This is a genomic window from Pseudomonas sp. F220 (assembly GCF_057813935.1).
Genome location: NZ_JBVASJ010000011.1, coordinates 99,172 through 122,374, shown reverse-complemented (window position 1 = coordinate 122,374; position 23,203 = coordinate 99,172). Strand labels below are relative to the sequence as shown.

20 protein-coding genes and 2 pseudogenes are annotated in these 23,203 nt (G+C 58.4%); 6 read left to right on the top strand and 16 right to left on the bottom strand.

The features are described from left to right. Window positions 1–34: 34 nt before the first annotated feature. Window positions 35–1,048 (bottom strand): M14 family metallopeptidase, encoded by a 1,014-nt coding sequence (locus ACZYSM_RS12700; protein WP_489071834.1) that lies wholly within the window; start codon window positions 1,046–1,048, stop codon window positions 35–37. 101 nt (window positions 1,049–1,149) lie between these two features. Here ACZYSM_RS12700 and ACZYSM_RS12695 point away from each other — a divergent pair. After that, window positions 1,150–1,689, top strand: a pseudogene (locus tag ACZYSM_RS12695) (TetR/AcrR family transcriptional regulator); the annotation flags it as partial. Here ACZYSM_RS12695 and ACZYSM_RS12690 read toward each other — a convergent pair. The 7 genes and pseudogenes from ACZYSM_RS12690 to ACZYSM_RS12660 all read right to left on the bottom strand — a co-directional run bounded on the left by ACZYSM_RS12690 (window position 1,645) and on the right by ACZYSM_RS12660 (window position 7,056). Next, entirely contained in the window at window positions 1,645–2,649 is a 1,005-nt protein-coding gene (locus tag ACZYSM_RS12690; RefSeq protein ID WP_489071833.1) for a DMT family transporter, read from the bottom strand. The pseudogene ACZYSM_RS12695 and the gene ACZYSM_RS12690 overlap by 45 nt on opposite strands. Next, window positions 2,646–3,347 (bottom strand): ABC transporter permease, encoded by a 702-nt coding sequence (locus ACZYSM_RS12685; RefSeq protein WP_489071832.1) that lies wholly within the window; start codon window positions 3,345–3,347, stop codon window positions 2,646–2,648. Before ACZYSM_RS12685 ends, ACZYSM_RS12690 begins: the two co-directional genes overlap by 4 nt. Window positions 3,348–3,352: 5 nt before the next feature. Beyond that, window positions 3,353–4,066: an ABC transporter permease gene (locus tag ACZYSM_RS12680; RefSeq protein WP_489071831.1), complete on the bottom strand. Its 714-nt coding sequence runs from the start codon at window positions 4,064–4,066 to the stop codon at window positions 3,353–3,355. Window positions 4,067–4,232: 166 nt separating this feature from the next. After that, on the bottom strand, window positions 4,233–5,015 hold the full coding sequence (locus tag ACZYSM_RS12675; RefSeq protein WP_489071830.1) for a transporter substrate-binding domain-containing protein: 783 nt from the start codon (window positions 5,013–5,015) through the stop codon (window positions 4,233–4,235). 33 nt (window positions 5,016–5,048) lie between these two features. Further along, window positions 5,049–5,810: an ABC transporter ATP-binding protein gene (locus ACZYSM_RS12670; protein WP_489071872.1), complete on the bottom strand. Its 762-nt coding sequence runs from the start codon at window positions 5,808–5,810 to the stop codon at window positions 5,049–5,051. A gap of 159 nt (window positions 5,811–5,969) precedes the next feature. Then, window positions 5,970–6,884 (bottom strand): annotated as a pseudogene (locus ACZYSM_RS12665) (pyridoxal phosphate-dependent aminotransferase); the annotation flags it as partial. A 49-nt stretch (window positions 6,885–6,933) separates the two neighbouring features. Then, complete coding sequence (locus ACZYSM_RS12660) at window positions 6,934–7,056, bottom strand: hypothetical protein (RefSeq protein ID WP_489071829.1); 123 nt, start codon at window positions 7,054–7,056, stop codon at window positions 6,934–6,936. Between the two features lie 288 nt (window positions 7,057–7,344). Here ACZYSM_RS12660 and ACZYSM_RS12655 point away from each other — a divergent pair, with 288 nt between their 5' ends. From ACZYSM_RS12655 to ACZYSM_RS12645, 3 genes are all read left to right on the top strand, one after another. After that, window positions 7,345–8,445, top strand: a complete 1,101-nt coding sequence (locus ACZYSM_RS12655) for a polyamine ABC transporter substrate-binding protein (RefSeq protein ID WP_489071828.1) — start codon at window positions 7,345–7,347, stop codon at window positions 8,443–8,445. Between the two features lie 203 nt (window positions 8,446–8,648). Next, window positions 8,649–10,067: an aminotransferase gene (locus ACZYSM_RS12650; protein ID WP_489071827.1), complete on the top strand. Its 1,419-nt coding sequence runs from the start codon at window positions 8,649–8,651 to the stop codon at window positions 10,065–10,067. 77 nt (window positions 10,068–10,144) lie between these two features. Beyond that, window positions 10,145–11,023 (top strand): response regulator transcription factor, encoded by an 879-nt coding sequence (locus ACZYSM_RS12645; protein WP_489071826.1) that lies wholly within the window; start codon window positions 10,145–10,147, stop codon window positions 11,021–11,023. 101 nt (window positions 11,024–11,124) lie between these two features. Here the strand turns inward: ACZYSM_RS12645 and ACZYSM_RS12640 are convergent, their stop codons facing one another. Both ACZYSM_RS12640 and ACZYSM_RS12635 read right to left on the bottom strand, forming a co-directional pair. Then, complete coding sequence (locus ACZYSM_RS12640; RefSeq protein ID WP_489071825.1) at window positions 11,125–11,799, bottom strand: type 1 glutamine amidotransferase domain-containing protein; 675 nt, start codon at window positions 11,797–11,799, stop codon at window positions 11,125–11,127. A gap of 782 nt (window positions 11,800–12,581) precedes the next feature. After that, window positions 12,582–12,875: a hypothetical protein gene (locus ACZYSM_RS12635; protein ID WP_489071824.1), complete on the bottom strand. Its 294-nt coding sequence runs from the start codon at window positions 12,873–12,875 to the stop codon at window positions 12,582–12,584. 358 nt (window positions 12,876–13,233) lie between these two features. Between ACZYSM_RS12635 and ACZYSM_RS12630 the strand changes: the two genes are divergently transcribed. Beyond that, window positions 13,234–14,598: a cation:proton antiporter gene (locus ACZYSM_RS12630; RefSeq protein ID WP_489071823.1), complete on the top strand. Its 1,365-nt coding sequence runs from the start codon at window positions 13,234–13,236 to the stop codon at window positions 14,596–14,598. A 208-nt stretch (window positions 14,599–14,806) separates the two neighbouring features. Next, window positions 14,807–15,103, top strand: a complete 297-nt coding sequence (locus tag ACZYSM_RS12625; protein ID WP_489071822.1) for a hypothetical protein — start codon at window positions 14,807–14,809, stop codon at window positions 15,101–15,103. A gap of 227 nt (window positions 15,104–15,330) precedes the next feature. Here the strand turns inward: ACZYSM_RS12625 and ACZYSM_RS12620 are convergent, their stop codons facing one another. The 6 genes from ACZYSM_RS12620 to ACZYSM_RS12595 form a co-directional block, all read right to left on the bottom strand. After that, on the bottom strand, window positions 15,331–17,058 hold the full coding sequence (locus ACZYSM_RS12620) for a PAS domain-containing hybrid sensor histidine kinase/response regulator (protein WP_489071821.1): 1,728 nt from the start codon (window positions 17,056–17,058) through the stop codon (window positions 15,331–15,333). After that, window positions 17,042–18,205, bottom strand: coding sequence for an alcohol dehydrogenase-like regulatory protein ErcA (gene ercA, locus ACZYSM_RS12615; RefSeq protein ID WP_489071820.1), 1,164 nt, complete (start codon window positions 18,203–18,205; stop codon window positions 17,042–17,044). The genes ACZYSM_RS12620 and ercA overlap by 17 nt, the downstream gene beginning before the upstream one ends. Before the next feature lie 145 nt (window positions 18,206–18,350). Beyond that, the gene (gene pqqB, locus ACZYSM_RS12610) at window positions 18,351–19,265 is read right to left on the bottom strand and encodes a pyrroloquinoline quinone biosynthesis protein PqqB (RefSeq protein WP_489071819.1); all 915 of its coding nucleotides are present in this window, start codon (window positions 19,263–19,265) and stop codon (window positions 18,351–18,353) included. A 57-nt stretch (window positions 19,266–19,322) separates the two neighbouring features. Beyond that, the gene (gene pqqA / locus ACZYSM_RS12605) at window positions 19,323–19,394 is read right to left on the bottom strand and encodes a pyrroloquinoline quinone precursor peptide PqqA (RefSeq protein WP_010209364.1); all 72 of its coding nucleotides are present in this window, start codon (window positions 19,392–19,394) and stop codon (window positions 19,323–19,325) included. 284 nt (window positions 19,395–19,678) lie between these two features. Continuing rightward, window positions 19,679–21,199, bottom strand: coding sequence for an acetaldehyde dehydrogenase ExaC (gene exaC / locus ACZYSM_RS12600; RefSeq protein WP_489071818.1), 1,521 nt, complete (start codon window positions 21,197–21,199; stop codon window positions 19,679–19,681). Between the two features lie 181 nt (window positions 21,200–21,380). Further along, on the bottom strand, window positions 21,381–23,159 hold the full coding sequence (locus ACZYSM_RS12595) for a PQQ-dependent methanol/ethanol family dehydrogenase (RefSeq protein WP_489071817.1): 1,779 nt from the start codon (window positions 23,157–23,159) through the stop codon (window positions 21,381–21,383). Window positions 23,160–23,203 lie beyond the last annotated feature (44 nt).

Sequence of the window (23,203 nt, the reverse complement as noted above, 5' to 3'; positions counted from 1 at the left end):
GCGTGGTGAAACACCTCTTGCTGAAGCGCCGATGTTACGGATCCAGCAACCCACCCGCCCAGTTCTGTGACTGCCGACTCCCCGTGAATTTGGCGACCACCGCGCCTTGCGGGATCAATCGATCACGATAACGGGTCACCATCCGCCCTGACTGGGCAGCATGCAGTACGACCTCCGATGCCGGATCGCCTGGTCTGCCGAGAATCCTGGCGAAGCGTTCGCCTTCTTCAAGGTGATCGCCCAGCACCCTCTCGAAGATCAGTACGCCGGGCTGCGGAGCGAAGATCGACTCCATACAGCCGATATCCACCGCCTCGCCCTGCCACTCCTCAAGCGGAACATGCTCATTGATGACCCCGCAAGCGCAGAGCCAAGCGTAGAGCCCGGCGGCGTCTTGCTCTGCCAGGAGATCGTTGACGTCAGCCTGCCCTCGCAGTTCGACGGTCGCGGCCAGCCGCTGACCGACCCCGCCTTCTCTTAACCAGGGTTCAATGATGGTCTCTTCGAAAGAACCATCGCCGCCTTCATCCCAGAGGATTGCCACGTCGACCTTCAGCGCTGCCGCCAACTCGCGGCCCTTGGGCCAGAAGCTGCGGTGGATATAGAGGTAAGGCAGCGCTTCATCATCGGTGTGCAGGTCGAGCATCAGGTCGGCGTCGGCCGCCAATAGCGCCAGGCTTTTTTGCCAATGCCCTAGATTGGTCGCTGGTCGAGTCAAGGCCAGCGACTGATCAAACAGCCGATTAAAGTTCTGCCCGGTTGCCTCGTGAATACGGCCGAGAATCCGCCCCTGCCAAAATTGCCCGATGCCGAACGGATTAGCTTGCGGCACCACCGTCACACTGCCCTTGAGGAGCCCCTGATCAAGGGCTGCCTGTAAACGCGGCAACAACAAATGCAGCACCAACATGCCAGCGATTTCGTCGGCATGCACCCCTGCCTGGAGGTGCACGTTTGGGCCGCCGCCATCGCCGTCGAAACGCCACGCACCAATGCGTAGCGTTTCACCGGAATCACCCCGAGCGCTTAACGAAACATCTTTCGCCATACTCTCCCCTCCTTTTCTAACTGCATGGTCAAGTGTGCGACTGGAGATTGAACAGTCGTTCAACTAAGCTCGCTAGCCTGTAACTTCGTCAAAGGAATCCCATGACTACCGACGTGTTCAAGTTTCGCCGCACCGACCCCGACGAACGTCGCGACCTGATGGTCGCCGCTGCACTCAGATGCTTGGCGCGCGACGGCCACGCCGGTATTTCCGTACGGCGTATCGCGAAAGAGGCCGGGGTTTCCGTCGGTTTGCTCAATCATCATTTCGGCAGCATCGACGTGCTGATTGCCGACACCTATCAAAAACTCGCCAGCGAAGTAACCGCCGGCCTCTGGCACGAAGTCGATCAAGTCCAAGGTCCTGCCGCCCGGATGGACGCGTTTCTGGTAGGGTCCTTCTCGTCCAATGTGCTGGACCCGCAACTGCTCAGCGTTTGGGTGGTGTTCTGGAGCCTGATCCGGCATTCGCCCCATGTCAGTGAGTCTCATGAAAAAAGCTATCGGGCCTACCTTGATCTGATCAGGCAGTTACTCGACGATTTGGCGGCCGGCGAAGGCTTCGTGATTCACGACACGCGCCTGGCAGCCATCGGTTTATCGGCGATGCTCGATGGCCTCTGGCTCGAGTGGTGCCTGAACCCCAGCACCTTCAGCCCCGACAACGGGTTGCACATCTGCCGCTGCTGGATAAAGGGCCTGCGTCACGGAGCATTCAGCCCCGACCACGTCCTGTGAATGGTGCCGGGCGAAGATCATCGCCAAGGTGCCGCTGACCGCGATCAGACCGGCGCCGATCATCAGCGACACATCCATCAGCGTGCCCCAGACCAGGCTCGACAATATGAATGCCCAGATCAAACCGGTGTATTCGAACGGTGCCAGCAAGGTCGCGGTAGCGCGCTGGAAGCTGGCGAACAACAGAAACTGCCCAATGCCACCAACCAGGCCGGCACCGAGCATGCCGAGCCAGGCCGAAGTCGGCGGCGGCGTGTGGGTCCAGGGCAACGCCACGGCCATGCACATCACGAACACCACATTGGTGATCAGCATCTGTTCCAGTACCGAGGTTTCGTTGTCGACCTGACGCAACTGAATATAGGTAAATGCCCAGCACATCGCCGCCAACAAAGTCAGCGCAATCGGCAGCGGTTCGACCATGTTGCTGGGCCGACACGCGATGACAACGCCGACAAAACCGATGATCAGGGCAAACCACTGCCAACGACTGGCGCGCTCTTTGAGAATGACTGCGGCAAGCACGGTGACCATGATCGGCGCGGAGAAATACAACGTGGTCATTTCCGCCAAGGTCAGGTCCCGGGCCGCCGTGTAATACAACAGCCAGGCGACAATCGACAGCAACCCACGCGTCACCAACAGACGCATGCTGGACGAGCGCCAGGCTCGTTGCAGCAAACCCATGCGCCCAGCCAGAACACAGGCTACAACCACCACCAGACTGCGCCAGAACAGGATGGTGAAGACCGAGTAATCCGCCACCAGCCACTTGATTGCCGCATCCTGCAGGGCCAAAAAGGCATAGGCCAGGGTGCACAAGGCGATGCCTTGCAGCGAACGGTCGACCTTCGATGTGCTCATCCCACGGACCTGCGCAACGGAGTGCCCCGCCGCTCGGCAATGGCGAACACGGCTTCGATCAGGAAAGTCAGGCAGACATAAACGCCCGCCACCAACAGCAATGGCTGATAAATCTGAAAGGTCTGAGCCCGAACCACGTTGGCTGCGCCCAACAAATCGACCACGGCAATGGTCGAGGCCAATGCGGTCGACTTCATCAACATCACGCTTTCACCCGCCAGGGTCGGCAGCAACAGGCGCATCGCGCGCGGCAGACGGACCCGAAGCAACGCCTGACGCGGGGTCATGCCAAACGCCGAAGCGGCTTCCATTTCCCCTTTGGGCACCGCCATCAGCCCACCGCGAATGACTTCGCCGACATAAGCCCCGACCGACAGCACCAACGCAAACACGATGTACCAGTAACCCTCCCGTAGAAACGGCCAGAGGAAGCTACCGCGCAGCGCCGGAAACTGTGCGAACAGGCTGCCCAGTCCGTAGTAGAAGATGTAAATCTGGATCAACAACGGCGTACCGCGAATCACGCTGGTATAGGCCAGGCTGCATTTGGCAATCAGCTTGCGCCGCGACAAGCGGGCCAGTGCCGTCAGCACCGCCAACCCAAAGCCCAACACGCTGGAAATCAACAGAATCGAGATCGTCGTTTGCAAGCCTCGAACCATCAGCGCCGCATATTCGAACATCCACGCTGGAATCATCGCGTTCACTCAGCCAAAGGCATCCAGCGACGGATTCGTCGCTCGATGCGTCCCGATAGGTAATTGGAGGTCAGTGTCACCAGGTAATAAAGCGCGGCCGCCGTGAGGTAAAACAGCAGGTAATGACGGGTTGAACCGGCCGCCTGCTTGGCGGTGTAGAGCAGCTCGTTGGTCCCGACCACGCTGATCAGGGCGCTGTCCTTGATCAGGTTGATCCACAAGTTGGACATGCCGGCCAGCGCATACGGCGCCATGATCGGCAACGTGACCCGGCGAAACAGCCCGAAGCCGTTCAAACCGAAAGCGCGCGCCGCTTCGATCTGCCCATGGGGAATGGCCAGAATCGCCGCACGAAAAATTTCCGAGGCGTACGCGCCCTGCACCAGGCCCAACACCAGAATCGCCACCAACGGCCCACTGACGTTCACTTCGGAATAGCCGGCCCACACCATCAGCGCGTTGAGGCCCATGGAGCCTACGTAATACAGGAGTAAAATCAGCAACAACTCCGGGATTGCCCGAAACAAGGTGGTGTAACCGCGCATCAGAGTCGCCACCGGGCGCGGCCCACTGAGTTTGGCGCAGGCCACCACCAGGCCGATGAACAGACCGACCATAAAGGCCCCGGCCGAAATTTGCAGGGTCATCCACAACCCTTTCATCAGCGCGTTTCCCCATCCTTGCTCGCTGAAATCAATCAAATCGAATATCGCCGGCATCTCAGCCCTCCACGGATTTATCGACGGTCTCACCCATAGCGACAATCCAATGTAGGAGCGAGCTTGCTCGCGATAGCAGACTGACAGTCGACATCACTGCTGAATGTTATTCCGCTATCGCGAGCAAGCTCGCTCCTACAGTAGATGCGTTTAACCTACGGATCCGTTATTGAGCGGGCTTGACGCTGATATCGAAGTATTTCTGGGAGATGGCGTCGTAATCCTTGCTCGCCAGTAGCGTCTTGATGGCCGTATCAAGATGGGCTTTCAGTTCGGTGTCGTCCTTGCGCAGACCCGCGCCTACACCGCGACCGAATACCGGGTCGTACGGCACGGTACCGAGGTTGTCCAGACCACTGGCGTCCGGGGATTTGACGAAGCTGGACACCGCAGTGCCGTCAGCCATCATCAGGTCGATGCGGCCGGCAATGAGGTCGGCGTTGGCCGAATCCTGAGTGTCGTAATAACGCAGGTCAGCGATGTTTTCGTAGTATTTCTTGAGGAAGTTGGCGCTGACCGTGGAAATCTGCACGCCGATTGTCTTGCCCTTGAGCCCGGCCGGGGAAATGTCCACTTTGGTGCCTTTGGGACCGGCAATTGCTACCGGCGTATCGTAATAAGCCTTGCTGAAGGCGATCTGCTTTTCACGCTCTTCGGTGATCGACATCGAAGAGAAGATCACGTCGATCTTCTTCGCCAGCAGCGATGGAATGATCCCGTCCCACGCCACTTCCTTGATCTCACATTGCGCCTTTATTTCTTCGCACAGCTTGTGAATCAGGTCGACCTCGAACCCGGACCATTGCCCATTGGCCTGTTTCAGGGTGAACGGTGGATAGGGTTCCGCCGCGACCGCAAACACAATGGGTTTTGCCTGAGCCAGGCCGGTGCCTGCCACAAGCATGAACACTGCACTGCCCAACCAGTTTGCCAAACGTTTTTGTCCCATGATGTTGCCCCGTCTTTTTATTGTGTGTTGGAGTTAGCGAGTTTGATGTGCGTTAACGAATTGACGACAACGTTCACTGCGTGGATCTACAAACACTTCATCCGGCGAACCGGTTTCCTCAATCAGCCCTTGATGGAGAAAGGCCACTTTGGAAGAGACATCGCGGGCGAAGGCCATTTCATGGGTCACAAGGATCATGGTCCGGCCTTCTTCGGCGAGTGAGCGGATCACCTTCAGCACTTCCCCGACCAGCTCCGGGTCCAGCGCCGAGGTGGGTTCATCGAACAGCATGACCTTGGGCCGCATGGCCAAGGCGCGGGCGATGGCCACCCGCTGTTGCTGTCCACCGGACAAAAAGGCCGGGTATTCATTACGTTTGGCCGACAACCCGACCCGCTCAAGCAGCGCTTCAGCGCGCTCGATGGATTCGGCCCGGCTTTCGCGCAGCACCTGAATCGGCGCTTCGATGAGGTTTTCCAACACCGTACGATGGGGCCACAGGTTGAAATTCTGGAAGACCATGCCGAGGGTGGAGCGGATGCGCACCAGTTGTTTCGCGTCGGCAACCAGCGGGCTGCCGGGCCGCTCGTAATTGAGTTTGATGCTTTCGCCGTCGACATGAATGCTGCCCTGGTCCGGCACTTCGAGCATGTTGATGCAGCGCAGCAGTGTGCTTTTGCCTGAGCCACTGGCGCCGATCAGGGAGATCACCTCACCCTCGTGAGCGGTCAGGGAAATGCCCTTGAGCACCTCGATATTGCCGAAGCGTTTATGCAGCGTGTCGACCTCGATCATTTTCTTCGCCGCTGCGGGCGCGGGCGGTGTTACAGCCGCAGCGACGGCGATTCTGACTCGTGTCGGCACTTCGGCTTGCAGAGCCCGGACGAATGCGGTGATTCGTTCACAAGCCAGCAACAGCCGCTCCTCACCCAAGGTGAACGACAGCCGAACGAAGCCCTCGGCGGGCTTACCGAACGCCGCCGCGTCGAGCACCGACACGCCGGCTTCACGAAACAGACGCCAGGCGAAATCCAGTGAGCCAAGCCCGGTATCGCGCACATCCACCAAGACGAACATCCCGGCTTGCGGCTTTAGCACGCAAATGCCCGGGCAATTACTCAGCCCTTCGACCACCAGATCGCGCCGCCGACGATAGGTCTCGCGCATGCCCTGGGTGACCTCGTCATGGGCCAATATCGCGGTCAGCGCCGCCTCCATGACAAAACCGGGCAAACCGTAAAGCATGCTCAACACCAGGGTTTCGGCGTGGGCAATCATGGTCGGTTCGGCAATGATCCAGCCGATGCGCCAGCCGGTCATGGCGTGGGATTTGGACAGGCTGCCGATCACTATGCAGCGCGAAGCCATGCCCGGTAACGCGGCGAGACTGAGGTATTCGCCATCGAACACCAGGCTTTCATAGACTTCATCCACCACCACCCACAGGTCATGGGCAATCGCCAGATCGGCGATACCCTGCAGCTCTTCACGACTGAGCACAACGCCGGTAGGGTTATTCGGATTGGAGAAAAAAATCGCCCGGGTTCGAGGAGTAATGGCCTTTGCCAACAGCGCGGCGTCGAGGCGGAAACCCGAGTCTGCGGAGCACGGCACCCGCACCAGGGTCGCGCCGCTGGCCTTGAGCGTCGCCTCGTAGGTGACGTACATCGGATCGAGTACGACAACCTCATCGCCGGCCTGCAACAGACACATAGACGTCACGTACAAGGCGTTCTGCGCACCGGCCACGGTGATGACGTTTTCTGCCTGCAGGGGACGACCGAGAGATTGGCTGTAACGGGTGGCTATAGCGTCGCGCAAGGCCGGGCGGCCAGCGATTTCGGTGTAATGGGTGTCACCCTTGCGCAAGGCCTCTACCGCAGAATCGGTAATGAACTGCGGGGTGGAGAAATCCGGATCAGCCGACGCTGAGGATAATCACGTCTTCGCCCCTGCGCTGAGCATCGAAAGCCTCGTGATGGATGTCCCAGGCAGCGACACCCTGCCCTGAAATTCGCTCAACAAAGGGTGAAAACCGCATGCCAGAGCCTCTCGTTCAGATAGAAAAAGCGCAAGCCCGCATGTAACCAGCCGGGGGGTGCAGCCAACATAAATGAAACTGAACACTCGTTCAACGTGAATTTTCAACGAGCGTTGAACGGTGCTCAAACAACCGTGATTTGAGGGAGTTCATAGCCCGGAAAAAGGTTTCAAACTCGAACGCACCGCTCACCTACCCGATCGGGTTATGGCGCGATTGCAGCCGCTGCGTGAGAGTGGTTCCTGCAGCTCGACCCGGGCGCAAGAATAATTACAAGGTGGGACTGATATGCGCAAAATCTTCGCAGCAGTACTCAGCGCGGCGTTCGCCGCTTTGCCGGTGGCAAGCCATGGCGCGGATGCGCCCAGCAACACGCTGCGGCTGTACAACTGGGCGGATTACATTGGAGAGAACACCATCGCCAACTTCGAAAAGGCCACCGGCATCAAGGTGACCTACGACACCTTCGACTCTTACGAAACCGTCCAGGGCAAGCTGTTGCCAGGCCGCTCCGGCTACGATCTGGTTGTGATGAACGCCGCCCTGGTACCGCTGCTGATCAAGGCCAAAGTATTCCAGCCACTGGACAAGACGCTACTGCCCAGCTGGAAGAATCTTGACCCGCATGTACTCAAAAGCCTGGAAACCTACGACCCCGGCGTGACCTATTCGGCGCCTTATACCTGGGGCAGCAACGGCGTGACCTACAACGTCAGCAAGATCAAGGAGCGCATGCCGGACGCCCCCATCGGTTCGCTGGCGATGATCTTCGACCCCAAAGTCGTTTCGCATTTCGCAGACTGTGGCGTGACCTTGACCGATTCACCGACCGACATTATCCCGTTGGCACTGACGTACCTGGGCCGCGATCCCAATAGTGTCGAGCCGAAAGACCTCAAAGCCGCACAAGATGTGCTGATGGCGGTGCGTCCGTATATTCGCAAATTCGACTCGACCGGTTATCTCAACGGACTGGCCAACGGAGACCTGTGCCTGTCCGCCACCTGGTCCGGCGACTACGCCACCGCCCAGGCACGTGCCCAGGAAGCCGGAGCGAAAATCAAGCTCGACTACTTCATTCCCAAGGAAGGTTCGCTGATCTGGTTCGATGACTTCTACATCCCGGTCGATGCACCTAACGTGGCCAATGCCCACAAGTTCATCGAGTACATGCTGCAGCCGCAGGTGATCGCCGAGGTCAGCGACTACATTCGCTATGCCAACAGCAACAAGGCAGCGACGGCGTTGCTGACTGCGGACATTCGCGACAACCCGGCGATCTACCCGGACCAGGAAACGCTCAACCGCCTGTTCACCCAGAAGACTCAATCGCAGGCAAGCGTTCGCCTGATCACTCGTACCTGGAACATGGTGAAGACCGGTAAATAACACCGATCCCTGCCCCTAATGCCTCGTGTAGGAGCCGAGCTTGCTCGCGATGGGCGTTAACGATGACACGTGTTTGCTGGATAAACGCGTCGCCCTCAGATCCATCGCGAGCAATCGAGCGTCGACCGGCTGCTCCTACACTGGCATTGGGGGTCAGGGACCCGATGGATTTCCACCCCCACAGTTATTCCGAAGGTGAAGTTATGCCAACTCAATCTCCAGCGTTCTTCGCGCAATTTGATCAGGAAAAACTGGTCGCCGCCGACAAGGCGCATTACATGCACGGTTTCCACATGTTCGACGAGCATCGTGAGCAAGGCTCGTTGAACATTGCCGCAGGCGATGGCGCCTATATCTACGACACCGCCGGCAATCGCTACCTCGACGCAGTCGGCGGCATGTGGTGCACCAATATTGGCCTGGGTCGTGAGGAAATGGCCGAGGCCATCGCCAACCAGGTGCGCCAACTGGCCTACTCCAACCCGTTCTGTGACATGGCTAACGTCACCGCCATCCAGCTCTGCGAGAAGCTCGCCAGCCTGGCACCCGGCGACCTCGATCATGTGTTCCTCACCACCGGTGGCTCGACTGCCGTGGACACCGCCTACCGGTTAGTCCAGTTCTATCAGAACAGCCGTGGCAAGCACCAAAAGAAGCACATCATCTCGCGGTTCAACGCCTATCACGGCTCGACCTTCCTGACCATGTCGATCGGCAACAAGGCCGCCGACCGCGCGCCTGAATTCGACTTCATGAGCGACCTGTTCCACCACATCTCCTGCCCCAACTATTACCGGGCCCCGAAAGGCATGAGCGAAGCGGACTTCCTCGATTTTCTGGTCAACGAATTCGAAGACAAGATCCTCACCATCGGTGCCGGCAACGTCGCAGCGTTCTTCGCCGAACCCGTCATGGGCTCGGGCGGCGTGATCATCCCGCCAGAGGGTTATCACAAGCGTATGTGGGAAGTCTGCCAGCGCTACGACATGCTCTATGTCGCCGACGAAGTGGTGACCTCGTTCGGGCGGCTGGGCAAGTTCTTTGCTTCAGAAGAGGTGTTCGGTATGCAACCGGACATCATCACCACTGCCAAGGGACTGACCTCGGGCTACCTGCCACTCGGCGCCTGCATCTTCTCCGAGCGTATCTGGCAGGTGATCGGTGAACCCGGCAAAGGCCGCTGCTTCACCCATGGTTTCACTTACAGTGGGCATCCGGTGAGCTGTATTGCGGCGCTGAAGAACATTGAAATTATCGAGCGCGAAAATCTGCTGGCCCACGTAGAAGATGTCGGCAGCTACATGGAGGAACGGCTGAAAACCCTCGCCGAGCTGCCACTGGTGGGTAACGTGCGCTGCAAACGACTGATGGCCTGTATCGAGTTCGTCGCCGATAAACAGACCAAGGCGTTGTTCCCGGACGCGCTGAACATCGGTGAGAAAATTCACCTGAGGGCGCAAGCGAAAGGTTTGATGGTGCGCCCCATCGGGCACCTGAACGTGATGTCGCCGCCTTTGATTATCACCCACGCACAGGTTGATGAGGTGGTCGAGATCCTGCACGAATGCATCCTCGAAACCGCCGATGAACTCAAACGCAGCGGTCAATATCAAGGCCTATGAACACCGCGCAGTACAGGGGTGAAAAAAGGTTTCTCGGCGTTTTGCCTGCAACGTGCCCGGCGGGTAGACTGCCGGGCATGACCGACACCCTAAGCGAACTGTCTACCGTGCTCCCACTCCAGGCTTTGCAGGCCTGGCATGGGGGGTTGGCGATGGCCTTCATGGCGATAGACGACACCACTTTCCTCGAACATCTGGCGGCTGCACTCAACGGCTTGACGCCCATCGAGTCGATGATGATCAGCCTTGAACGCAAAGGCCTGCCGCCGCAACTGCTGCACCAGCGGGGCATCCCGGGCGATCACCGCGACGACATCATCAACCGCTATTTCTCCCGTGGTTACCTGCTTGATCCGTTCTGTCTGGCCGTGGAAAACGGCCTTGCCGAAGGCTTCTACCACCTCTCGGAAATCGCTCCAGATGACTTTTTCAGCAGTGAGTACTACAAGACTTACTACCTCAAGAGCGGCGCCGTGGAAGACTGCTACTACATCGTCGACCTGGACCCGCAAAGCAAGATTTCGCTGTCCATGTTCCAGGGCCTGAGCACTGCACCCTACAGTGCGCAACAACTGACACTGATGCGCGCCGTAGAACCGATCGTTCGCGAACTGCTCCGTCGTTTCGGCACCACCGGAGGCCTGCAGCACCTGTTCGCGGAGGTTGACCGGGACACGCAGCCGCCTACCCCGCAGACCAGCCTCAACCAGCAGATCGAAGCCGCCTTCATGAATTTTGGCAGCCCCTTGCTGACCGTGCGCGAACGCGAGAACGCTCACCTGATCCTGCGTGGCCACTCGGTAAAATCTACTGCACGGGTACTCAATATCTCTCCGGAAACCGTGCGCATGCACCGCAAAAATCTCTACACCAAGTTGGAAATCAGCTCGCAGGCAGAGTTGTTTTCGCTGTTCATCGACTGGCTGACGCAGAACCGAGACGCCAGAGTAGCCTGACGCCGAATCGGAAAATGTGGCTCAGTAACCCGCGCAAATGCCACCCTCTTCCACCAGCGCTACCGCTATGGCATGAACATCATCCGTTGTGTCTCCAGCCATCAGATCAGCTTTAGTATCGCTTCGGCTGTGGCCTCGGACGACCCAGGGTTTTGCCCTGTAACCAGCAGGCCATCCGTCACGACGTAACTTTCCCAGTCTGCGGTTTTCGAGTAGATACCGCCGTTGGATTGCAGCATGTCCTCCACCAGAAACGGCACCACGTCAGTCAATTGAACCGCCGCTTCTTCAGAGTTACTGAAGCCGGTAACCTTCTTGCCGTTCACCAGAAACCGGCCGTCGGCTCGTTTGGTGTGCCGAAATACGCCAGGAGCATGGCAAACCGCAGCAATCGGTTTGGACGCAGCAGCGAATGCCTCGATGAGGGCGATCGAGTCGCGGTCTTCCGCCAAATCCCACAGTGGACCATGGCCGCCGGGGTAGAACACAGCATCGTAATTGTCGGCTTTTAGCCCTTTGAGGATTGCCGTGTTTGCCAAAGCAGCCTGGGCCTCAGGGTCCTTACGGAAGCGCTCGGTGGCAGCAGTCTGAGCACCTGGCTCATCACTTTTTGGGTCCAGCGGCGGTTGGCCGCCCTTGGGTGAGGCCAGTGATACCTCGACCCCGGCATCCTTGAACACGTAATAAGGAGATGCAAACTCTTCCAGCCAGAAACCGGTTTTTGCGCCGGTGTCACCGAGTTGGTCGTGGGAGGTCAATACCATCAGAACTTTCATCGTGTACTCCTGTTCGCGGGTTAATCAGGGCCGCCAAATGGCGGATGCCGTTCTCAATGTAGCTGGCAATGTGCTCAGTGACTGACAGATTACCTTGCGCGTGTTCGGTCCAATTGACGAGCGACAATATCGATATACGACTCGTCATTCGTGCGGTACAAAATAAATTAGCCAGTAGACCCATGAATGTCAGGTAACGACTCAAAACAGGAGACGTACCATGATCACGAAGAAAGCAAGCGCCCTGCTGCTGGTGGGGCTGCTTTCAGCTATCTCTATTTCATCGCATGCGGCAGCAGATGGATCCGCTCCCAGTGACGGCATCCGCACAAAATCAGCGGTAGCCAGTGGATCCGTTATGCCTCCAGGAGCCTACTCCAGCGGCCCTGTCGGTGGAAATGGTTCAAACTCCAGTGGCAGCAACGCTGTCTCGGGTTCATCCAACAGAGGGAACAGCTCTGGAGCCTTCAGGAGCGGTGTTGACTCAATGAGAAATGGTACGGGCACTTCCAGCGGACCTGGCACGGGCGGTGGTACGGGCGGCGCGGGTGGCGGGACAGGTAGAGCTGGAGGTGGAATTGGTGGCTAACAAGGGCAATAAAGATCGCCAAGGCAACAGCCGTTTAGCGCCGACGTCTTTGTGCCTGCTGTTTAAGGTCAGGCTTCGGGATTATCCAGTCTGTTGGCAATCGCCCCTGAAGCCGCATGTGGATACGCAGCGTCCGCTAACGCCTTAAGCTCTAGCCAGCCCGGCGTGTTGCTCACGTCAGTATTGAAGTAACTCATACCCAGTTTGCAACGCTTTGGTTTTCCGTTCGTCGCTCATCGCTCATCCTCACCACTTCCGAATCGCCGGTCACCTTGGCCAGGGCTTCGAGTAGCTCTTGCGTGTGATTGATAGATACCCGTATCTCGTCAAACGCGTGAGCCAACGCCTGCTCGCTATCCGGCGCCGGTCCACCGTTCAGGGCTACGTGGATGCTCAGCTCATCGTGTTTGAACTGGCAAACATTGGCCCGCAACGCCATCAGACGAAGCGATATTTGTGAAAGGTGGTACCTGCGTCGTTGGACCATGATGGCACTCCTGGCGAAAGTCTCTATTAGTTGAGAGTTACTTTTCCCCTGAGATGTTCAGCGTCGCGGACAAAAGGAGCGATTAAATGCTCTCTGCCGTTAGAAAATAAGATGAACCCCTTGCGCATCCCAAACCTCCAAACTTCATAGCGTCGCATTTCGGGCCGTCAAAGGCCCTGAAGGAACACAGCCTGCTCCATTCGGCGAGTGTCTGGGGTGTCGGATTACAGGTGTTGGTCACGATACTGGTTACGATGATTGTGCTTTGGACCAACGTGCTGCCGCCTGAATATCTGCGTGGGCCGATGGGTTAAGAGTGGTGATTTGAAGGGCGGCGAATACCCGGTGGGAATCGATCATGAGTTTCATTTTATGGGTCGCTGTCTTGGGCGCCGTATTGTTGACACTGGCGCTGACCTCTTCCTACCTTCGCTGGATGCCGGTGACGACCTCTGCTGTCTGCCTGTTGCTAGGTGTCGGCATTGGACCCTTGGGGCTTGGTTTGTTGCAACTGAATATCGACCAGGCCGCCAGTTGGATGGAGCATTTGACGGAAGTGGCGGTTCTATTTTCGCTATTCGTCAGCGGCCTGAAATTGCGCCTGCCACTCAGAAGCCGAACGTGGCGCGTGGCGTTCGGATTGGCAGGCCCTGTGATGGTGCTGAGTATTTCCGGCATCTGCCTGGTTCTGCATTTTCTCTTCGCAATGTCATGGGGCATCGCGCTGCTGATCGGCGCGATCCTCGCACCAACGGACCCGGTGCTGGCCGGACTGGTACAAGTCAACGACGCGCAGGATTACGACCGCGTGCGCTTCGGGCTGTCGGGCGAGTCGGGACTCAATGACGGCGTCGCCTTTCCGTTTGTGATCCTTGGTTTGTTGTTCCTGCAACAGGATGGTCGCAGTACCGCCTGGGTTGCAGATTGGGCCTTGTACAGTCTGCTCTGGGCCGTTCCTGTTGGTTTGCTCACCGGTTACTGCATGGGCCGAGGTATTGGCCGCATCACCCTGTCGATGCGAATCAAAAATGCCGACAGCACTCTTTCCCCCAATGACTATTTGACCCTGGCTTTGATCGCCCTGGCGTATGTGGCGGCCGAATCGATTCACGGTTACGGGTTTCTATCGGTATTCGCTGCGGGATTAGGCCTGCGACAGGCTGAAGTCAAATCCAGCGGCGGCTCGCAAACGCCTGCCGAACATCTGGCTCAACCGGTGGTCGGACATCTCAACGTCAAGCCGGATGAAGCGGTTCATGGCGATGTTGAGAACCTTGCGGACAGCCAGGTTGCAGCCGCGATCATGATGGGCGACATGCTCGATTTTGGCAGCTTGGTGGAGCGCGCCATGGAAGTGTTTCTGGTGACTTTGCTGGGCATTGTCCTGGCGGCGCACTGGGACTGGCGGGCGTTGGCCGCAGGGTTTGCGTTGTTCTGCGTGATTCGTCCGCTGAGTGTATTGCTCATACCCTGGGGCACACTGCTTGACCGGCACCAGCGTCTGTTGATTGGCTGGTTCGGCATTCGCGGCATCGGTAGCCTCTATTATCTCTTTTACGCAATGAATCACGGTCTCGAACATTCCCAGGCATCCCTGTCCACGGACCTGACGTTGTCCGTCATAGCGCTCAGCATATTGATTCATGGCATCAGCGCTCAGCCCATGCTGTCCCATTATGAACGACGGAAACGGGTTCGCCAGGCACGCAAAGCTTCCCCATAGATCAAGTTAGCTGACTTTTTGGGGTAACGAATCCGGCGTAAGTTATCAATGTATTAACGTCATTTATTTGAAATTTTCGAGTGATCGAGCAGTCACAAGATTAACGTGTGCGCCACTTCAAATAAGGGCTGCAGCGGTACAGAACCAGGGTTGGTTCCCCTGCGACTATGCCTATCAAAGGAACCCAGGACTGATTCGGGAAAACACCATGAAGGAATACTCAACTGTGGCAGCAAACAAAGCCTGCAGGGATTTAGCGTTTGAACGAAATCATCAGCTTTTCGAAGATGCCCAGACTCTCAGCAGGGCTGCGTACGATCTGCTGGATACAACGAGTCTGGATGTAGAGATTTTCATGCAGTATCAAATACTCCGTAAAAAGGCCGATCTGAAATCCCAGGAAGCCATTGAACATTTGAAGCTGCTCAACGATGAGTTCCCTCCAATGCCTTTGTCTAAAAATAACTCACAGGATTTGCGTGTTCAGCTCCAGAGCAGAGTTTGAGAGAACATCCACAACAAAGCCACGAAGCCCAATGCCAGTCAGTTAAGGAAATCTGTAGGAGCGAGCTTGCTCGCGATGGACCTGAGGGCGACGCGTTTATCCAGAAAACACGCGTTATCGTTAACGTCCATCGCGAGCAAGCTCGCTCCTACAAGGGTCAGCGTTCGCTTAACTGACTGGCATTAGCCACGAAGCCTCTCCTTTTTCGATGGCGCCCCTCAGATGCACTAACCCAGCATTTGACTCAACACCGCACGTAATTTGCCGGGCTTCACGGGTTTGTTCAGTAACGGGGCGCCCAGCTTTTGCAAGGAGCGCCTGCACTGATCACTGCGGTCAGCCGTGATGATGACGGCCGGGATAGGCTGAGCAAAATGTTCGCGCAGATGCCTGACCACATCACACCCGACGACCCCGTGATCCAGATGAAAGTCCGCCAGAATCAGTTCCGGTGCCAGCCCTTGCAACGCCTGCAGTGCGCTGACCTCGTCGGTTGCGGTCACCACCTCACAGCCCCACTGCCCGAGCAGCGCGCTCATGCTCTCAAGGATGCTCAATTCGTTGTCCAGCACCAGCAACCGTCGGCCCGGCAAGGGGTTGCCTGTGCCCGGCTGCGGCGCCACCTGACTGATCGGCAGCGGCACTTCGCGGGAGATCGGCACATCGATGCTGAACACCGAACCGCGTCCCGGCAATGAGTGAACCTGGACCCGATAGCCGAGGATTTTTGCGATGCGCTCGACGATAGCCAGACCCAGCCCTACGCCCTTACGGTCGCAGGCGCGGCCGACGTCCAGTTGGTTGAACTCCAGAAAGATTGAATCCAGCCGGTCGGCGGCAATACCACGCCCGGTGTCCCAGACCTCCAGACGCAGGGAATCCCCCCGCCGTCTGGCGCCCAGCAAAATGCTGCCCTGATCGGTGTAGCGGCAGGCGTTGCTGAGGAAGTTACGCATGATCCGCGTCATCAGCCGCAGGTCGGTGTGCACGGCAAAATCGCCCATGTGCACCCGCAGATTCAAACCGGCCGCCTCGGCGACCGACTGGAACTCCGAGACCAGCGGCGCGAGCAATTCATCGAGGCGGTAGAGCGCGATGTCCGGTTTGACCGCAGCCTGATCGAGTTTGGAAATATCCAACAGATCCGTGAGCAAGTCCTCGGCCCCTTCCAGCGCTTGATGGGTGCGTTCGACCAATACCTGTTCGACGTCTGGCAAGTTCCGCTCACGCAAGGTGGAGATCAGCAAACGCGCGGCGTTCAGTGGCTGCAGCAAGTCATGGCTGGCCGCGGCGAGGTATTTGTCCTTGCTGCGATTGGCGGCCTGGGCCGCGTCTCGGGCATCACGCAACGCCTGCTCGATCTGTTGGCGCTGGGCGATCTGCTGTTGCAGGTTGCGGTTGGCCTCCAGCAATTCATCGGTGCGGGCCGTGACCCGTTGCTCCAGTTCATCATTGAGCTGCTGCAAACGTTGCTGGGCCAGCTTGCGTTCGGTGATGTCGGTGACGAAGCCTTCCACCAGCCCATCCTGATCGGGCTTTAGCAGCAGGTTCATCACTACATCGAGACAACTGCCGTCCTTGCGTCGCAGCTGGGTTTCATAACCGAGCAGGCTGCGCTGGAGCTGCAATTTTTCGCCAATCGTTTGCAACTCAACAGCCCCGCCGACAAACAGATTGCCGGCCAGATCAGCGAGGGAAAACAACACTTCTTGAGGATCTTCATAGCCGAGCATCCGCGCCAGTGCCGGGTTGGCGGCGCGCATCCCTTCTTGCAGGCTGGCCTGGAAAATGCCATGTACCGCATGCTCGAACAGCCATTTGTAGCGGTTGCGCTCGGTCTCCAGATCATCGAGGCGCGCCGCCAACTCCGGATAATGGCTCTTGCGCGCCGAATGGCTGCCCAGTCCCAATAGCCCGGCCAGAGCACGCTGTTGTTCTTCAGAGGGCTTCGCCATAGACGACCTCGACGTCACGCTGGCTCGACTCGCGCGGGTTGGTGAGGATGCACGGGTCGTGCATGGCGTGCTGCGAGAGGAACGGAATATCGGCCATGCTGACGCCATGCAAACCGAGGGTTTCATGGAAGCCGATAGAGTGCTTGAGGGCGATCAAATGCTCAACCAGTCGGCCACAGATCTGCCGATGATTGAGGCCGCGACAGTCGATACCGAAGGTCTCGGCAATCACCTTGAAGCGATCCGGGGCCGAGTTGTAATTGAACGCCACCACGTGCTCGACCAGCACTGCGTTGCACAGCCCATGAGGCAGATCAAGAAACCCGCCCAGGCTGTGGGACATGGCATGCACCGCACCCAGAATCGCATTGGAGAACGCCAGCCCGGCCTGCATGCTGCCGAGCATGATTTTTTCCCGCAGCGCGATATCCGTTGGGTTGGCGATCATTTGCACCAGATTGCCGTTGATCAGGCGCATCGCTTCCAGCGCATGGGGATCGGTCAACGGCCCGTGGCCTGTGGAAACGAAGGCTTCAATGGCATGCACCAGAGCGTCGATCCCGGTACAGGCAGACAGGAACGGGTCCATGCTCAGGGTGGTTTCCGGGTCGATCAACGACACGTCCGGCACCACCGCTTTGCTGACGATGGAAAACTTCATCCGTTCCTGCTGATTGGAAATGATCACGAATTGCGAGACGTCGGCCGAGGTGCCGGCCGTGGTCGGGATCAAAATCAGCGGCGGGCTCGGCACCCGAATGGTGTCCACGCCCTCGAACTCAAGGATGCTGCGCCCGTGGGCGACAACGATGCCGATACCTTTGCCGCAGTCCATCGGGCTGCCGCCGCCGACGGCGACGATCACATCGCAGTGATTTTCCCGGTACATCTCGGCGCCGAGCATCACCTCCTCCACCCGGGGATTGGGCGAGACGGCGCTATAGAGGCAGTAATCAATACCCAGGGCCTGCAGACTGGCTTCGACATCGGCGACCCAACCGGCGGCAATCACCCCGGGATCACTGACCACCAGGACCTTGCGTGCACCGAAGGTTTTTGCGTAGTTGCCGACGTTATGCCGGCAACCAGCGCCAAAGATGATTTCAGGAGAAACGAATTTACGCAGCTGGCTGAGGTTTTGGCTCATTGGAAAGCCTTTTTATTGTTTTAGAGATGAAAGCCAGCCTAAAGCATCTTGTTACGAATGCAATGAGACCAATGGGTAGCCTGTCATGCCGCTTTCGCGGGCAAACCCCAATGCCGGTGTAGGAGCGAGCCCGCTCCCACAGGGATTACAGGTCGATATCCATCCCATCGAACGCCACTTCAATGCCGCGCCGTTCCAACAACGCCCGCTCGGACGACTCTTCGTCGAGGATCGGGTTGGTGTTGTTGATATGGATGAGAATCTTGCGCTGCTCGGGGAAACCCTCAAGCACTTCGATCATGCCGCCGGGACCGCTTTGCGGCAGATGACCCATTTCGCTGCCGAGCTTATCGCCCACTTCGCAGACACGCATTTCATCGTCGCGCCAGAGGGTGCCGTCCACCAACAGGCAGTCGGCGCGGTGCATCCAGTCGAGCAAATGGTCGTCAACCTGGCCGAGCCCCGGCGCATAGAACAGGCTGGCACCGTTGCGCAGGTCTTCGACGAACAACCCGATGTTGTCACCCGGCTGCGGGTTGCCGCGATGGGGTGAATACGGCGGTGCGCTGCTGCGTAACGCAATAGCCCGCAACCGCAGGTGGCTACAGGCCGGAATGCTGAACGGCTCATCGCTCAATCCGATGGGCTGCCACTTCAGCCCGCCGTTCCAGTGACTCAGCATATTGAACAATGGAAAACCGCTGCTCAGGTCCTGATGGACCCTCTCGGTACACCAGACCTGATGCGGGCAACCTTCGCGCAGGCTTAGCAAACCGGTGCAATGGTCGATCTGGCTGTCCAGCAGGATCACCCCGGCAATCGCCGTATCGCGCAACTGGCGGGCCGGTTGCAGCGGTGGGAATGACTCAAGCTGAGCGCGGATGTCCGGCGAAGCGTTGCACAGAATCCAGTCCACGCCGTTATCGCTCAGGGCAATCGAAGACTGTGTACGCCGTTGCGCCCGCACGCTGGCGTTACGTACGCCCGCGCAATTGCGGCAGTTGCAGTTCCATTGCGGGAAACCACCGCCGGCGGCGGAGCCAAGAATCCGGATGTGCATGGGGCAATGCTCCAGGGTGGAGGCCCCGGCCAATGCAAGGATTGGCCGGGAAGACAATCAACGGCTGGCGAAATACATGGTCACTTCGAAGCCAATACGCAGATCGGTAAACGCGGGTTTAGTCCACATGGGTCAAGCCTCTTCTTATGCCGGGCAATTCCGGTAGAAGCATTAATACACGGAGGTGTGGCGCGACCGAATGCTACTTTGGAAGGAGATTGCGGGGTGCGTTGGTAGGGGGTGTCGGCAGGGTGTCAGGCAAGCCCCATTCGCGGGCTTGCCTCCTGTAGGAGCAGCCGGTCGACGCTCGATTGCTCGCGATGAACCTGAGGACGACGCATTCATTCAGACAGCACGCGTTATCGTTAACGTCCATCGCGAGCGAGCTCGCTCCTACAGGGGTGTCTGCTAGATCAGAAGAACCCCAACGGGTTGATGTCATAGCTCACCAGCAGGTTTTTGGTCTGCTGGTAGTGGTCGAGCATCATTTTGTGGTTCTCGCGGCCGACGCCGGACTTTTTGTAGCCACCGAATGCGGCGTGGGCCGGGTACAGGTGGTAGCAGTTGGTCCAGACACGTCCGGCCTTGATCGCCCGGCCCATGCGGTAGGCGCGGTTGATGTCACGGGTCCAGAGACCGGCGCCAAGGCCGAATTCGCTGTCGTTGGCAATCGCCAGGGCTTCTGCTTCGTCCTTGAAGGTCGTCACACCAACCACCGGGCCGAAGATCTCTTCCTGGAACACGCGCATTTTGTTGTGGCCCTTGAGCAGGGTCGGCTGGATGTAATAGCCGCTGGACAAGTCGCCCTCAAGTCGCTCGGCAGCACCACCGGTGAGCAGTTCAGCGCCCTCCTCCTGAGCAATTTTCAGGTAGGACAGGATCTTGTCGTATTGCTGTTCGGACGCCTGGGCACCGACCATGGTTTCGGTGTCCAACGGGTTGCCGCGTTTGATCTTGACGATCTTCTTCATCACCTCGGCCATGAACGGCTCGTAGATCGACTCCTGCACCAGCGCTCGCGAGGGGCAGGTGCAGACTTCGCCCTGGTTGAAGAACGCCAGCACCAGACCTTCGGCGGCTTTCTCGATGAACTGCGGCTCGGCGTTCATGATGTCTTCGAAGAAGATGTTTGGCGACTTGCCGCCCAGCTCTACGGTACTCGGAATGATGTTCTCGGCGGCGCAATGCATGATGTGCGCGCCCACCGGTGTGGAGCCAGTAAAGGCGATCTTGGCGATGCGTTTGCTGGTGGCCAGGGCTTCACCGGCTTCGCGGCCGAAACCCTGGACGATGTTCAATACGCCGGCTGGCAGCAAATCAGCGATCAACTCGGCGAACACCATGATCGACAGCGGCGTCTGCTCGGCTGGCTTGAGCACCACACAGTTGCCGGCCGCCAGTGCCGGGGCGAGTTTCCAGGCGGCCATCAGCAGTGGGAAGTTCCACGGAATGATCTGCCCGACCACGCCCAGCGGTTCGTGGAAGTGGTAGGCGGCCGTCAGTTCGTTGATCTCGGCGGAGCCGCCTTCCTGCGCGCGGATGCAGCCAGCGAAATAACGGAAATGGTCAGCGGCCAGCGGCACGTCTGCGTTAAGGGTTTCACGTACGGCCTTGCCGTTGTCCCAGGTTTCGGTGACCGCCAGGATTTCCAGATTCTGTTCGATGCGGTCGGCGATTTTCAGCAGCACCAGTGAGCGGTCCTGGGCCGAAGTTTTACCCCAGGCATCGGCTGCGGCATGGGCGGCGTCCAGTGCCTTGTCGATATCGGCAGCGGTGGAACGAGGGAATTCGGCAATCACTTCACCCGTCACCGGAGAGGTGTTGGTGAAGTATTCGCCATTGATCGGTGCAACGAACTCACCGCCAATGAAGTTGCCGTAACGCGGTTTGAAAGACACGACGGCGCCTGGTGTTCCGGGTTGAGCGTAAATCATGGTGGGCCTCTGCTTGGGTCGATGCCTGTCGGGCAGACAGGCGATGATTAGGTAGTAGTTTTTGCACAAACTTATGTGGGAGCGGCGGTGCGGCGATCCGACTTGCTCGCGAAAGCGGTGTGGCAGGCAACACATTTGTTGAATGTGAGGCCCTCTTCGCGAGCAAGCCCGCTCCCACAGATCAATGCTTGGCCACTACCAGGTCTTTGGGCAATTTGAAGGTCCAGAGCATGCCGCCCTGGTTGAAGTCTTTGATGCGTTTGGCCACTTCGCCGCCCCACAGCGGTACGGCACCGCCCCAGCCAGAGAGCACCGAGACGTACTGTTCGCCGTCCATTTCCCAGGTGACGGGCGAGCCGAGCACACCGGAGCCGGTCTGGAATTCCCAGACTTTCTCGCCGGTCTTGGCGTTAAAGGCTTGCAGGAAACCTTCTGGTGTACCGGTGAAGACCAAATTGCCCTTGGTGGTCAGCACGCCGCCCCAGAGCGGCGCGTAGTTCTTGTGGCGCCAGACTTCCTTGCCGGTTTTCGGGTCGATGGCGCGCAGGACGCCGATGTAGTCTTCGTTCAACGGTTTGATGGTGAAACCGGCACCGAGGAACGCCGCGCCTTTCTTGTAGGCGATGCCTTCGTTCCAGATGTCCATGCCCCATTCATTGGACGGTACATAGAACAGACCGGTGTCCTTGTTATAGGCCATCGGCATCCAGTTCTTCGCCCCGAGGAAGGCTGGCGCGACGAACACCGAACTGCCCTTGGCTTCGGTGCCTGGTGCACCGGGGCGACTGGCCTCGTTGTAGATCGGACGACCCTCTTTATCCAGACCAGAGGCCCAGGTGATCTTGTCTACAAACGGAAAACCACGGATGAACTTGCCGTTGGTACGATCGAGCACGTAGAAGAAACCGTTACGGTCGGCGGTCGCTGCCGCTTTGATCTCTTTGCCGCCTTCGGTGTAGTTGAAGGACACCAGCTCGTTGACGCCGTCATAGTCCCAGCCGTCGTGAGGGGTGCTCTGGAAGTGCCATTTGATGGTGCCGTCGTCCGGGTTCAGGGCCAGACGCGACGAGGAGTAGAGGTTATCGCCAGGGCGCAGGTGCGAGTTCCAGGGGGCCGGGTTGCCGGTGCCGAACAGCAACAGGTTGGTTTCCGGGTCGTAGTAGCCACCCAGCCAAGGTGCAGCACCGCCGGTTTTCCAGAGATCGCCCGGCCAGGTCTTGCCCGCCTCACCGCCGGAAATACCGTTCTCGATGGCCTTGCCGTCCTTGTAGACGTAGCCCATGTGGCCTTCCACTGTCGGCCGGGTCCAGAGCAAATCGCCGTTTTTCGGGTCATAGGCCGAGATCTTGCCGACCACACCGAACTCACCGCCGGCAACCCCGGTAATCAGTTTGCCGTTGACCACCAGTGGCGCGGCACTGATGGAGTAGCCTTCTTTGTGGTCGGCGACTTGCTTGCTCCAGACCACCTTGCCGGTGTCCTTGTTCAGGGCCACGAGCTTGGCGTCGAGGGTGCCGAAAAACACCAGATCGCCATACAGTGCGACGCCGCGGTTGATCACGTCACAGCAAGGGCGGATGTCATCGGGCAGGCGTGCATCGTATTGCCAGAGCTTTTTGCCGGTGCGCGCATCCACCGCGAACACCCGCGAGTAAGAACCGGTCATGTACATCACGCCGTCCTTGATCATCGGCTGCGCTTGCTGGCCGCGTTGTTTCTCACCACCGAAGGAAAAGGCCCAGACCGGTCGCAACTCTTTCACATTGTTGACATTGAGGGTGTCCAACGGGCTGTAGCGCTGGCCCTGGACACCCAGGCCGTTGGTGACGATCTGCTCAGGGTTTTTCGGGTCCTGGAGAATGTCTTGATCGGTGACTGCGGCCAGGGCCGAGCCGGACAACAGCATGGCGCTGAGCAGCACGCTCAAGGCGAAGGGTTGGCGACGTGCGGATTGGGTCATGACGGCTACCTCTGCGGTTTTTGTTATACCCGGGAAATTATCCC